The 12,708-nt window shown below is 73.2% G+C and carries 13 protein-coding genes; 6 read left to right on the plus strand and 7 right to left on the minus strand.

Annotated features, from left to right (window positions below):
* The 4 genes from ACZ5UI_RS14500 (at nucleotide 1) to ACZ5UI_RS14515 (ending at nucleotide 4,620) form a co-directional block, all read left to right on the plus strand.
* Nucleotides 1-1,965, plus strand: a complete 1,965-nt coding sequence (locus tag ACZ5UI_RS14500; RefSeq protein WP_464187967.1) for a bifunctional diguanylate cyclase/phosphohydrolase — start codon at nucleotides 1-3, stop codon at nucleotides 1,963-1,965.
* 128 nt (nucleotides 1,966-2,093) lie between these two features.
* Complete coding sequence (locus ACZ5UI_RS14505) at nucleotides 2,094-2,852, plus strand: ABC transporter ATP-binding protein (RefSeq protein ID WP_464187970.1); 759 nt, start codon at nucleotides 2,094-2,096, stop codon at nucleotides 2,850-2,852.
* The gene (locus tag ACZ5UI_RS14510) at nucleotides 2,849-3,589 is read left to right on the plus strand and encodes an ABC transporter permease (RefSeq protein WP_464187972.1); all 741 of its coding nucleotides are present in this window, start codon (nucleotides 2,849-2,851) and stop codon (nucleotides 3,587-3,589) included. The genes ACZ5UI_RS14505 and ACZ5UI_RS14510 overlap by 4 nt, the downstream gene beginning before the upstream one ends.
* Nucleotides 3,586-4,620: an ABC transporter substrate-binding protein gene (locus ACZ5UI_RS14515; protein WP_464187974.1), complete on the plus strand. Its 1,035-nt coding sequence runs from the start codon at nucleotides 3,586-3,588 to the stop codon at nucleotides 4,618-4,620. Before ACZ5UI_RS14510 ends, ACZ5UI_RS14515 begins: the two co-directional genes overlap by 4 nt.
* Here ACZ5UI_RS14515 and ACZ5UI_RS14520 read toward each other — a convergent pair.
* Genes ACZ5UI_RS14520 through ACZ5UI_RS14540 form a run of 5 tightly spaced genes read right to left on the minus strand, consistent with a single transcriptional unit; the run spans nucleotide 4,617 to nucleotide 9,760 of the window.
* Nucleotides 4,617-6,008 carry an MFS transporter gene (locus tag ACZ5UI_RS14520; protein ID WP_464187976.1) on the minus strand — a complete coding sequence of 464 codons (1,392 nt, stop codon included), beginning with the start codon at nucleotides 6,006-6,008 and terminating at the stop codon, nucleotides 4,617-4,619. The two genes, ACZ5UI_RS14515 and ACZ5UI_RS14520, sit on opposite strands and share 4 nt — an antisense overlap.
* Nucleotides 6,009-6,013: 5 nt before the next feature.
* Nucleotides 6,014-7,411 carry a M20/M25/M40 family metallo-hydrolase gene (locus ACZ5UI_RS14525; RefSeq protein WP_464187978.1) on the minus strand — a complete coding sequence of 466 codons (1,398 nt, stop codon included), beginning with the start codon at nucleotides 7,409-7,411 and terminating at the stop codon, nucleotides 6,014-6,016.
* Nucleotides 7,408-8,295 carry a DNA-3-methyladenine glycosylase family protein gene (locus ACZ5UI_RS14530; protein WP_464187980.1) on the minus strand — a complete coding sequence of 296 codons (888 nt, stop codon included), beginning with the start codon at nucleotides 8,293-8,295 and terminating at the stop codon, nucleotides 7,408-7,410. The genes ACZ5UI_RS14525 and ACZ5UI_RS14530 overlap by 4 nt, the downstream gene beginning before the upstream one ends.
* Nucleotides 8,296-8,302: 7 nt before the next feature.
* Complete coding sequence (locus tag ACZ5UI_RS14535) at nucleotides 8,303-8,614, minus strand: hypothetical protein (RefSeq protein WP_464187982.1); 312 nt, start codon at nucleotides 8,612-8,614, stop codon at nucleotides 8,303-8,305.
* A 24-nt stretch (nucleotides 8,615-8,638) separates the two neighbouring features.
* A complete protein-coding gene (locus tag ACZ5UI_RS14540) occupies nucleotides 8,639-9,760 on the minus strand; it encodes a GNAT family N-acetyltransferase (RefSeq protein ID WP_464187984.1) in 1,122 nt (373 codons plus the stop codon).
* Here ACZ5UI_RS14540 and ACZ5UI_RS14545 point away from each other — a divergent pair, their 5' ends adjacent.
* Complete coding sequence (locus ACZ5UI_RS14545; RefSeq protein WP_464187987.1) at nucleotides 9,761-10,999, plus strand: aminotransferase class I/II-fold pyridoxal phosphate-dependent enzyme; 1,239 nt, start codon at nucleotides 9,761-9,763, stop codon at nucleotides 10,997-10,999.
* Nucleotides 11,000-11,302: 303 nt separating this feature from the next.
* Nucleotides 11,303-11,695 carry a hypothetical protein gene (locus ACZ5UI_RS14550; protein WP_464187989.1) on the plus strand — a complete coding sequence of 131 codons (393 nt, stop codon included), beginning with the start codon at nucleotides 11,303-11,305 and terminating at the stop codon, nucleotides 11,693-11,695.
* Between the two features lie 39 nt (nucleotides 11,696-11,734).
* Here the strand turns inward: ACZ5UI_RS14550 and ACZ5UI_RS14555 are convergent, their stop codons facing one another.
* Together ACZ5UI_RS14555 and ACZ5UI_RS14560 are read right to left on the minus strand one after the other, a co-directional pair.
* Nucleotides 11,735-12,163, minus strand: a complete 429-nt coding sequence (locus tag ACZ5UI_RS14555) for a VOC family protein (protein WP_464187991.1) — start codon at nucleotides 12,161-12,163, stop codon at nucleotides 11,735-11,737.
* Nucleotides 12,160-12,702, minus strand: a complete 543-nt coding sequence (locus ACZ5UI_RS14560) for a hypothetical protein (RefSeq protein WP_464187993.1) — start codon at nucleotides 12,700-12,702, stop codon at nucleotides 12,160-12,162. Before ACZ5UI_RS14560 ends, ACZ5UI_RS14555 begins: the two co-directional genes overlap by 4 nt.
* Nucleotides 12,703-12,708 lie beyond the last annotated feature (6 nt).

The following is a 12,708-nucleotide window of genomic DNA, read 5'->3' on the forward strand; positions in this document are numbered from 1 at the left end:
ATGTCGCCGGTTCCCCGCGGTCCCCGTCTGCTGTTCGCCCTGCTCCTCGCCCTGCTCGGGGTGGTCGCGCTGCGGGCGCTGGTCGGACCGGACCGCCTGCCCGGCGTCGCCAGCTTCGCGTTCACCGGCGTGACCGTGGGCGCCGCGGTGCTGTGCGGCTGGCGGGCGCTGACCGTCCGCGCGGAGCGCGCCGCCTGGCTGGCCATGACCGCGGCGATCAGCTGCTGGGCCGCCGCCGCGCTGCACTACCGGCTGGTCATCGCGCCCGATCCCGACGCGGTCGACTTCCCGACGATCGGCGACGCGCTCTACCTCGCCTTCTACCCGCTGGCCTACCTGGCGCTGGGCCTGCTGGCGCATGCCCGCCGCGAGCGCGTGTCGCGGCTGCAGTGGCTGGACGGCGTTATCGCGGCGCTGGGCGCCGGGGCGCTCGCCGTGGCGGTGGCCGCGCCGCTGCTGCGCGACACCGGCGGCGACCGGCTCGTGGTGCTCACCTCCCTGGCCTATCCGGTCTGCGACCTCGTCCTGCTGGGCATGGTCGCGGGGCTGTTCGGCGTGCTCGGCTCGCGCGGCACGAGCTGCCGTCTCCTGCTGCTGGGCATGGCCCTGTTCGTCTGGGCCGACCTGGTCTTCCTGCTGCGCGTGGCCGCCGGCGGCTATGAGATCGGCACGCTGCTGGACGCGCTGTGGCCGGCCGCGCTGCTGGCTCTGGCGCTGGCCGCGTGGCCACCCAGCCGGCCGATCGCCGCGCAGCGCCGCAACCCGCGCGGCGCGTTGCTCGTGCCCTGCGCCACCGGCGTGATCGTCATCGCGCTCCTGCTCGTCGATCACTACGAGCGCCTGCCCGCCGCCAGCCTATGGCTGGGCGCCGCCTGCGTCGCGGGCCTGCTGACCCGCCTGACCCTGCTGGCCCACGCCAACCGGCGCATGCTCGACGCCTCCGAGCGCGACGCGCGCACCGATGCGCTGACCGGCCTGGCCAACCGGCGCTCGCTGATCGAGACGCTCGACTGGATCGACACGCGCGCGTGGCCGGTCGTGCTCGCCCTGTACGACCTCGACGGCTTCAAGACCTACAACGACCGCTACGGCCACCCGGCCGGCGACGCGCTGCTCCAGCGCCTGGCCGGGCGCCTGCTGGCCGCGGTCCCCGCCCCGGGCCGCGTGTTCCGCATCGGCGGCGACGAGTTCTGCGTGATCGTCGACCCCGCGCAGGCCGAGCCGGTGCTGGCCGCCGCCGACGCCGCGCTGCGCGAGCACGGCGAGGGCTTCGACATCGTCGGCTCACGCGGCGTCGTGCGCCTGCCCGACGACGTGGCCGACGCCGCCGGGGCGCTGGCCCTGGTCGACCAGCGCATGTACGCGGCCAAGCGCGGTGGACGCGTCTCGGCCATCTCCCAGACCCGCGACGTGCTGCTGCGCGCCGTCGAGGAGCGCAGCCCCGCGCTGGGCGGGCATGTGGGCGACGTGGCCGGCGTGGCCGTGCTCGTGGCCCGCGAGCTGGACCTGACCGACGAGGACGTCGAGCGCGTGCGCGCCGCCGCCGAGCTGCACGACGTGGGCAAGCTGGCGGTGCCCGACGCGATCCTCGAGAAGCCCGGCCCGCTGGACCCGGCCGAGTGGGCGTTCATGCACCGCCACACGATCGTCGGCGAGCGGATCCTGCTCGCCGCGCCCGCGCTGGCCGACGTCGCCCCGCTCGTGCGGGCCAGCCACGAGCGCTGGGACGGCGGCGGCTACCCCGACGGGCTGGCCGGCGCGCGGATCCCGCTGGGCGCCCGGATCGTCGCGCTGTGCGACGCCTGGGACGCGATGGTCACCGACCGGCCCTACCGCCGCGCGCTCTCGCCCGCCGTCGCGCTGGCCGAGCTGCAGCGCTGCGCCGGCTCGCAGTTCGACCCGGACGTGGTCGCCGCCTTCCGGGCCGTTCTGGACGCGCGCATCGACCTGTCAGTGGCGGCGTAGCGACCGCCCGACCACTACAGTCCAGGCAGTTGACATGCAGGGGGGCTGGCGGGAACGGCCGGCTGAGATAGCGCTTCGCACCGGCGCTGACCCTTCGAACCTGTGGGGCAATCCCCGCGAAGGGAAGCATGCAGAGCGCGTCCATCACGACATCCGCGGCGGCGACCGTGCCGCCAGAGTCCCGCATCGGGATCCGCGTCGCCGACGCCACCCGCCGCTTCGGCGACGTCACGGCGATCGACGGCCTGTCGCTGCGCGTCGCGCCCGACGAGGTCGTCGCGGTCGTCGGCCCGTCTGGCTGTGGCAAGTCGACGCTGCTGGAGCTGGTGTGCGGGCTGGCCGCGCCCGACGCGGGCAGCGTCGAGGCCGATCCCGCCGCGCTGATGCCCCAGCGCGACCTGCTGCTGCCCTGGGCCTCGGCGCTGGACAACGCGGCGCTGCCGCTGCGCGTGCGCGGCATCCGGCGCGCCCAGGCGCGCGCCACCGCGGCGCCCGTGCTCACCGAGTTCGGGCTGGGCGGCTTCGAGCGCGCGCGCCCCGCCGAGCTGTCGGGCGGCATGCGCCAGCGCGTGGCCTTCCTGCGCACGCTGCTGGCGGGCAAGCCGGTGCTGTGCCTGGACGAGCCGTTCGCCGCGCTCGACGCGCTGGCCCGGGCCGACATGCAGCGCTGGCTGACCGACGCGCTGGCCAAGGAGCCGCGCACGGTGCTGCTGGTCACCCACGACGTCGAGGAGGCCGTGGTGCTGGCCGACCGCGTCGTCGTGCTGTCCCCGCGCCCGGGCCGGGTGGTGGCCGAGATCGCGGTCGACCTGCCTCGCCCACGCAGCGCCACCGATCCGGGCGTCGTGCAGCTGCGCGCCCGCGCGCTGGAGGCGCTGCGCCGATGATCGCGCTGATCCTGATCGCCGCGCTGCTGGGCGCCTGGCAGCTGTACGCCGACCTGGGCAACGTCGACGACCTGATCCTGCCCGCCCCCACCGAGGTGGCCACCGCCCTGTGGGACGACCGCGGGCTGCTGTGGGACAACCTGCTGGTCACCGCCCAGGAGGTCGCGCTGGGCATCCTGGCCGCCTTCGTGCTCGGGTTCGCGTGCGCCGTCGCGCTGCACTTCTCGCGATCGCTGCGCAAGGCCACCTACCCGCTGCTGGTGGCCAGCCAGGCGATCCCGATCGTCGTCGTCGCGCCGCTGCTGATCGTCTGGCTGGGCTTCGGCCTGGCCCCGAAGATCGCCATCATCGCGCTCGTCTGCTTCTTCCCGATCGTGGTCACCACGCTCGACGCGCTCGGCCGCGTCGACCGCGACACGCTCAAGCTGCTGACCACGCTGGACGCCAGCCGCTGGTCGGCCTTCCGCTTCGCCGAGGCGCCCGCGGCGCTGCCCGCCGCGCTCAGCGGCGCGAAGATCGCCGTGGCCATCGCGGTGATCGGCGCCGTCTTCGCCGAGTACTCCGGCTCCAGCGAGGGGCTGGGCCACCTGATCCTCCAGGCGATCCCGCAGCTGGAGACCGCGCGTGCCTGGGCCGCGGTCGTCGTGCTGGCCGCGTTCGCGATCGCCCTCTTCTCCGCGCTGGACGTGGCGCAGCGTCGCCTCGTCCCCTGGACCTCGACCGAAAGGACCCCGTGATCCGCCGCCTGATCGCCGCCCTGATCGCCCTCACCGCCGTGTTGTCGCTCGCCGCCTGTGGCGAGAAGTCCGACGACACCGCCGCGCCGGCCACCGAGTCGGTGCGTCTGATGCTCGACTACCTGCCCAACGCCGACCACGCGGGCATCTACGAGGCCCAGGGCGCGGGCGACTTCGAGCGCGCGGGCCTCGACGTCGAGATCCAGACGCCCACCGATCCGGCCACGCCGCTGAAGCTGCTGGCCGCCGGCAAGGTCGACGTGGTGATCTCCTACGAGCCCGAGGTGCTGCTGGCCCGCGACCAGGGCGCCCAGATCGTCTCGATCGGCGCGCTCGCCCAGAAGCCGCTGACCTCGGTCATGTCGCTGCCCAAGAGCAAGGTCACGGGCATCGCCGACCTCGAGGGCAAGACGGTGGGCACGGCCGGCATCCCCTACCAGTCGGCCTACCTGAAGACGATCCTCGAGGAGGCCAACGTCGATCCGTCCACCGTCAAGGAGGTCAACGTCGGCTTCAACCTGGTGCCCGCGATGCTCTCGGGCAAGGTCGACGCCACGCTGGGCGCCTTCTGGAACGTGGAGGGCGTGGAGCTGCAGCGGGCCAAGCGCGATCCGCTGATCATCCCCGTCGACGAGGCCGGCGTGCCGACGTACGACGAGCTCGTCTTCGCCGTGCGCGTCGACACCGCCCGCAACCGCGGGCCGGTGCTGCGCGCGTTCCTGCGCGCGCTGGCACAGAGCCACCAGCAGCTGAAGGACAACCCGCAGGAGGGGATCCAGCCGCTGCTGGACGCCAACCCCGACCTCGATCCGGCCGACACGCTGGCCCAGGTCGAGAAGACGCTGCCGGCGTTCTTCCCCACCGACCCCGATGAGCCGTTCGGCTGGCAGGACGGCGGCGCCTGGGGCCGGTACGGCGACTGGATGTACGACCACCAGCTGCTGAAGGCGCGCCCGCTGCCGCGCTCGATCACCAACGAGTTCCTGCCCGGTGCCGGCCTCGAGGCGGCCGACGACCCCACCGCCGGCTAGGCACCCGCCTGGCGGTGCATCGGGGTCGACGCCACGAGCACGGCGGCCACCCCGATGAAGCAGGCCGCGACGAAGTAGGAGAGGCGGTACCCGGCGACCAGCGATCCGTGCGCATGGTCGGTGCGGGCCGCGGCGACCGTGGCCAGGACGGCCAGGATGATCGCGGCACCGACCTGCTGGGCGGTCGGCAGCAGGCCGCCGGCCAGGCCCTGCTCGGCCTGGCCGACGTCGCGCATCGTGCCGACCGACGCCGCCGGGAAGAGCAGGCCGCCGCCGGCCGGCGTGAGCACGATCCCGGGCAGCACGTGGAGCCAGTAGCTGCTGTCCGAGCCCAGCCGGGTGAGCCACAGCTGCCCGGCGCCGACGAGCAGCAGCCCGACCAGCATCGTCGCCTTCAGCCCGATCCGGGCGATCACCCGGCGGGCCAGGAAGGCGGAGACGACGGCCAGGGTGGCGGGGGCGGCGACCAGCCCCCAGGCCGTCTGGATCTCGCTGAACCCGAGCACGCGCTGGAGGTAGAGCGCGATCACGTAGGCGTAGGCGGCGAAGACCCCGCCGACGATCAACATCACCGCCAGCGAGGTGCGCCGCACCGGGACCGCCAGGAACGACCACGGGATCATCGGATGGCTCTGGCGGCGCTCATAGGCCACGAAGGCGGCGGCCAGGATCACGCAGGCCGCCAGCGCGGCGAGCGCGCTCGCGCTGGCGAAGCCGTGCTGCTCGCCGTCGGTGACCCCGAAGATCAGCGCCGCGATGGTCAGCGTGACCAGCGCCGCGCCGCCGGCGTCGGGCCGGATGCGCCGATCGCCGGGCAGCTCGGGCAGCTGCGTGCGGGCCAGGACGATCAGCACGGCGACGATCGGCAGGTTGACCAGGAAGATCGAGCGCCAGCCCAGCAGCTCGGTGAGCACGCCGCCGAGGACGATCCCGGTCATGCCGCCCGCGGCGGTGGCCGTCGTCCACAGCGCCAGCGCGCGGTTGCGCTCCGGGCCCTGCGAGGTCAGCGCGGTCAGCGTGGCCAGGATCGTCGGCGCCATCAGCGCCGCGCCCGCGCCCTGCACGAAGCGGGCGATCACCAGCAGCGCCGCTGATCCCGCCAGGCCGCAGGCCAGCGAGGCGGCGCCGAACGCCCACAGGCCCACGACCAGCAGCCGGCGCCGGCCCAGCACGTCGCCCAGGCGACCACCGAACAGCAGCAGCGAGCCGAAGGTCAGCGCGTAGCCCGTGGCCACCCACTGCAGCGAGGAGGCGGCGAAGTGCAGCTCGCTCTGGATCGTGCGCAGCGCGACGTTGACGATGCTGAAGTCGAGCTGCAGCACGAACTGCGCGACGCACAGCAGCGCCAGCGCGGCGGCCGGGGCCCGTCGAGCGACCCCGGCCTCCATGCGGGCTACGGCCGGGTCAGCAGCGCCGGGTCGAGCGCCAGGCGCACCGCCACGTGCGCGCCGGCCCTGGTCAGCTGGCCGTAGAGCTTCGTGTTGATGTTCGACAGCCGGTCGTTGGCCGTGTGGTAGTTGGGGTCGGTGAGGACGCCGACGATGCCGCCGGTCTCGCGCCACTGCGCCTCGGTCTTCAGCTCCTCGGCGCCGGAGAACAGACCGCCGACGGGGATGCCCACGTCCGCGAACGAGGCGTAGTCGGAACGGTCGTCGATCGGCGTGGCCTCGGCCGTCAGGTGGTTGGCCCGGAACCACGAGTAGAACGCCCCCTCGATGTTGGCCGAGCCGGGCGGCGTGCTCTCGATGGGCTTGTAGATCAGGCGCAGGCCGTTGGGCGAGCCGAGCATGTCGAAGTTCAGATAGCCGGAGACGGCCGCCTGCGCGCCGTCGCCCAGCGCCTCGACGTAGTGCGCCGACCCGTACAGCCCCTCCTCCTCTGCGGCCCAGAAGCCGAAGCGCAGCGGCGCGGCCGGCCGCAGGCCGAGCCGGTGCACCTGGCGCGCGAGCTCGAGCAGGAACGCGGTGCCCGATCCGTCGTCGTTGATGCCGGGGCCCGCGGGCACGGAGTCCAGGTGCGCGCCGACGGTCAGCGCCGGACCGGTCCCCGGCGTCTGGGCGACCACGTTCCAGGTGGGCACGACGTCGGTCTGCGTGCTGACCGCGAGGTGGACGGTCGCGCCACCGGCGGCCAGCTCGGCGCCCGCGGCGAACGTCGTGGTCACCGCCGGGATCGTCTTCGGGTCGCCCGCGGTGACCTCGAACTCGCCCTCGCGGTCCGGCGTGTCGCCCTGGTTGAAGACGACCACGCCCGCGGCGCCCGCGGCCAGCGCGAAGTCGATCTTCTCGCCGATCGTGCACGTGCCGCGCTGCAGCACGGCGACGGCCCCGGCCGGGAAGCCGGCGAAGTCGGCCGCCTCGCAGCCGCTGGTCGAGGCGCGGTCACCGTCCAGGTGCACGTCGACGGCCACGGCCGCCGCGGTCACGTCGCCAGCGCCCGAGTAGGAGACCGTCTTGACCGCCAGGGCCGCCGGCGTGGGCGCCGTGCGCTCCAGGACGGGCGGCGCCAGCTCGGTCCAGCGCGTGAAGGTGAACTCCTGCACCTCGGGCCGATAGCCGGAGGCCTTCAGCTGGGCGACGACGTAGTCGCGCGAGGCGGTGTAGCCGGGTGTGCCGGCCGCGCGGTTGCCGCCGTTGGCCTCGGCGATGCCCTGCAGCGCGGCCAGGTGCTTCATCATCGCCGGCACCTTCACCGCGGCCGCGACCTGCTTGGGCGTGGGCTGAGCGGCGGCGGTGGCCGGAACCACGAGCGTGGCCAGCGCCGCGCCGGCGGCCAGGACGCGCGGGCTCATGCCGCCAGCGCCCGTGACGTGCGGCTGGATCCCGCCAGCGCATAGGCGCCCGCCAGGCCGGCCCACTCCCCGTAGGGAGCAAAGAACTCGCGCACCTCATCCTCCTCGGCCCGTGCCGACGGGCGTCCTCCGGCCCGCAGCTTCCCCAGGAACTTGCGGTACGCGAGGTCGCCCGCGGGCAGTTGGTCATGACGGCCCTGCCCGTGCAGAGCCAGGAACTCCAACGTCCATTCCCCAATGCCCCGGATCTGACGCAATCGGGCCCAGCCGCGCTCGTGATCGGGGTCGTGCAGGTCGACCCGTCCGGCGGCCACCTCGCGCGCGGCGCGGGTCAGCGCCACCGCCCGCGTCTCGGTCAACCCGAAGGACTCCAGCCGGGGCGCGCTCATCGCGACGACCTCCGCGGCGGTGGGCACGTCCCACAGGCCGCTGGCCGGATCCTTGCGCTTGGCGTGCCAGACGATGCGGCGCTCGATCTCGCAGGCCCGCTCGAACTCGATCAGCTGCTCGCACACCGCCCAGGCCAGCGCCTCGAACGGCTCGGGCCGCCGGCGGATGCGCAGGTGCGGCAGCGCGCGCACGGACGGCCCGATCAGCGGGTCGAAGCGGAAGCGCTCGTAGAACGGGCGCAGGTCGTCGTCGACGGCCACCGCGAAGCGCATCCGCTGGATCGCGTACTCGGCCACGTCACGGTGCTCGGCGGTGGCGCCGAAGACCACCCGCTCGCGCGACGGCTGCGCGACGCGCACGACCGCGGGCTCGCCCTCGACGTGCAGCAGGCGCTGCAGCACGCCGTTGCGACAGCGCAGGACGCCGTCCTTGCCGCCGTGCCGCTGCAGCCGAAACGGCCACGGCGGGCGCACCTCGACGCGGACTTCGAGCACGCGACGCTCAGCGGCGGTCGACGAGGTGCACGTCCACCAGGAACGTGCGCGTGGCCACGACGTCAAGGCGGGTGCCCTTGCGGCGGCCGCCGAGGCGCAGGCCGGAGCCCGAGCGCCGGCGCGGGGCGCGGGCCGCCCGGGCGACGCCCTTGGCCAGCACGACGGCGGTGGCGCCGGCGACGATCGACGCGCCCGCCACCGCAGCCGCCTGCACCGCCATCGGCGTGGCCGTGCGCCGCTCGATGGGGGCCGCCTCGCGGACGACGACGCCGTCGACCACTTCCGGCTCGGTCTGCGCCTGGGTTATGTCATCCGCCATGAACTACGAAACCTACCAACGCGGTCAGAGGGCACGCTCATACACGCGGTAGCGCTTGACGATCCGTCCGCCCATCGCCTCCATCCCGCGGTTCATCGCCGTGTTGCTCTCGAGGATCCAGCCCATCTCGCCCCACTTGCGCGTGGTCTGATCGGCCATGTCGAAGTGCTCGATGTACAGCTGTGCGGCCACCCCGGTGTGCTGGAACTCGGGCTTGACCCCCAGGAAGCCGACGCGCACCCGGTCGATGATCGTCTTGCGCCGCAGCCAGTGGACCCAGCCGAAGGGCAGCACGCGGCCCTGCATGCGCCGCAGCACCTGGTTCATGTCCGGGATGGTGATCGCCACCGCCACCGTCTCCCCGTCCTTCTCGGCGACCATGAACCAGTCGCGGTCGAACACGAGCTGCATGTCCAGCGCGTAGGCGTCGAGGTCCTCCTTGGAGAACGGCACGAAGTCCCAGTTCTCGGCCCAGGCGCTGTTGTAGACCTCGGCGAAGCGGTCCATGTCGGCGCGCAGGTTGCGCCGGTTCATCTTGCGCAGCTTGACCCCGTGCTTGGTGTCGGCCTCCTCGGCCAGCGTGAACAGCGCGGGGATGATCTTGCTGCGATCGGCGATGTGCAGCTCCCACATCAGCAGGTCCATCGCCTTCGTCAGCCCGGCCGCCTCGCACAGGCGCTGGTAGGACGGCGGGTGCCAGGGCTGGCGGATGAACGGCTCGCGGTCGAAGCCCTCGACGAGGATGCCGCTCTCGTCGTTCATCGTGAAGTCCATCGGGCCGATCATGCGGTCGCGCCCGCGGGCCCGCAGCCAGCCCTCGGCGGCGGCCAGCAGGCCGTCGAGCACCGCGGGGTCGTCCTCCAGCTCGAGGAAGCCGAACATGCCGGTCCGATCGCCGTGCACCTGGTTGAAGGCCTCGTTGACCTGCGCGCTGATGCGACCGACCACGCGCCCGTCGCGCCAGGCCAGGAACAGGCGCGCGTCGCCGTGGGTGAAGAACGGGTTGTGCTTGCGCGAGAGGAACAGGCGCCGCTCGATGCGCAGCGGGGGCACCCACTGCGGGGAGGTAGAGTGCAGCCGATACGGGAGCTCGATGAACTCCCGAACCTCGCGGTGCGACGACACCGCCCGGATCTCAAGGCTCATATGCCCACCACCGTAGACGTCTTCGCCAAGGTCCGCGGGCACGAGCGCGCCGAACAGCTGCGCGCCGCTCGCGAGGCCGATCTGATCCCCTATTTCCGCGAGCTGACCGGTCCCGCCGGCCCGATCACGGAGATGGAGGGCGCCGAGCGCGTGATGCTCGGCTCCAACAACTACCTCGGCCTGACCGGGGACCCGCGCGTCATCCAGGGCGCCCGCGACGCGCTGGACAAGTACGGCACCGGCCTGACCGGTTCGCGCTTCCTCAACGGCACCACGCACCTGCACGTCCAGCTCGAGCAGGAGATCGCCGACTGGATGGGCACCGAGGACTGCATCGTGTTCACCACGGGCCACCAGGCCAACCTGGGCACGATCGGGACGATCCTCGACCAGGGCGACACGGTGATCGTCGACTCGGGCGACCACGCGTCGATCCTCGACGGCGTCCTGCAGTCGCGGGCCAAGATGCGCCCGTTCCGCCACAACAAGCTCGACAAGCTCGAGAAGCAGCTGCAGCGCGGCCAGGAGGACGGCGGCGGCATCCTCGTGGTGGTCGACGGCGTCTACTCGATGGAGGGCGACGTCGCGCCCCTGCCGGAGATCGCCGACCTGTGCCAGCGCTACGGCGCGCGGCTGATGGTCGACGAGGCGCACGGCGCCGGCGTGCTCGGCGCGCGCGGCGCCGGCGCCAGCGAGCTGCTCGGCGTCGAGGACCGCGTCGACCTGCGCATGGGCACGTTCTCCAAGTCGCTGGCCAGCTGCGGCGGGTTCGTCGTCGGCGACGCCGAGGTGATCGACTTCGTGCGCATCTCCAGCCGCGCCTACATCTTCACCGCCGCCGGCGTGCCGGCGGCCGTCGGCGCGGCCCTGGCCTCGCTGCGGATCATCCGCTCCGACGAGGGCCCGCAGCTGATGGCCAAGGTGCTGGAGAACGCCGACTACCTGCGGCGCGGCCTGCGCGAGCGCGGCTTCAAGACGGTCGACCACGAGATCGGCACGCCGGTCATCCCCGTGCTCGTCGAGGACGACTGGAAGGCCGCCCTGCTGTGGCGCGCGCTCTACGACGCGGGCGTGTTCGTCAACGTGGCGATCCACCCGGCGGTGCCGCCCGGCGGCGCGCTCCTGCGCACCTCCGTGATGGCCACGCACGACGCCGTGACGCTCGATCGCGCGCTCGACGCGTTCAGCTCCGTGAAGGCCTCGTTCGAGGCCGAGCACGGTCCGCTGCCCACGCCCTGAGCGTCCCGCGGCAGATGTCTCGACGCTGTATCGAGACTGTGAAGAAACGTGCGCTCCGAGCGCATGTTTCCCAGTTGTAACGGTTGACCGTCCCGCGCCGCGGCCCGTAGGTTTTCGGAGCGTCCTCGCGGTCGCATGGGGAAGGAGAGAGCAGGCGACACCGGACCTGGGTCGGGACCGGTGGCCGAGAGGGAGACCCTGCAGGGATACCCCGGACTGGGAGCCTGTCCCATGCCCGCGCTGGCGCACGCACTCGCACACGAATCGATGCCGAGGGCCGGTGGCCCGAGGCAGGGAGGAAGCATGACATCGCCAACAGCGATCGCCCCTGCACCGCAACATCTGCGGGCACTGCAGCGCGCGAATGAGGTCCGCCTCGCCAGGGCTGAGCTCAAGCGCCGCGTTGCCGACGGCGAGCTGACGGCCTCGGAGGTGGTCCTCGACGCCCCGTGGGAGGCGGAGAGCATGGCCGTCGCCGATCTGCTCATGAGCCAGCGCCGGTGGGGTCGGACCCGTTGCCGGCGATTCCTGGCTTCTGTGCCGCTCTCGGAGACCAAGACGATCGGCTCGCTCACGGAGCGCCAGCGCCGCGCTGTGGCGACGTCGCTGGGGAGCGTCCCGGTCGGAGTGGGCCTGATCACCGAGGACGCGCGCGTGCTGTCACGCGCGTCGCGCCAGGTCGCGGCCGTCGCCTGAGCCGCTGCTCGGACTCGCCGCGCGCGTCTGGTCTGCGGCTCAGACGCGCGTGGCGAGCTCGAGAATGTGCCCGTCGGGATCGCGCAGGTAGAGCGACCGGAACCGACCCCGGTCGATGATCTCGGTGGTCTGCACCTGGCGGCTGCGCAGGTAGTCGCGCCAGGCGTCCAGCTCCTCGCCGGAGTCGACGGTCAGCGCCAGGTGGTGCGCCGCGCCCGGCCCCGGACGCACGGGCTGCATCTCGGTGTACTCCATGAACGAGAGCAGCGATCCCGAGCTGCCCGCGCCGTCGCCGAACCAGAAGTGGCGGTGATGGGCGGTGTCATCCTCGTTGACGCCCTGCTCGACGAGCGCGAGCCCCAGCGTGTCGCGGTAGAAGGCGGTGGTCGCGGACAGGTCACGGACGATCAACGTCACGTGGTGGAGCCCGGTCAGCTGCATGCGCCGAGGCGCGGTCGGTTCGGTCACGTCCGGAACCCTAGCCCGCCGGTCCGACGCAGGAAGGCGGTTCGCAGCGCGAAGAAGCACGCGGCGAACACCACGACGCCCACGCCGATGAGCGCGACTCGGGGAATCCCGGTGAAGAACGCGAGGCCGCCGACGACGAGCACGACGGCCGCGCCGGACAGCAGCGAGGAGTGCGAGCGGTAGCCGGCGAAGTGCTCGCGCACCGACAGCTCGAGGCTGGCCACGCTGACCAGCGCCAGCCCGCAGATCACGAACGCCTTCTGGTCGGAGGCCACCCCGAACAGGCCGAGGATCAGCAGCACGATCCCGCCGAGGATCGTCAGCTCGACGAGCGGGAACGGGCTCCAGGGCGCCTTGGGCGCCTCCTCCAGGCGGGCGCGGCGGCTGCGGGGCAGCGCGGCCGGCGGCGCCGGAGCCGGAGCCGGCGCGGACGTCGGCGCATCGGTCGGCGGGGCAGCGGGCGGCTGCTCGGCGCGGGCGCGCGACCGCGGCGTGGCGGCGCGGTGCGCCGGGCGCTTGCGCTTCTTGCGGGTGGCCATGTCAGC

The sequence above is a fragment of the Conexibacter sp. JCM 18997 genome (assembly GCF_055391915.1).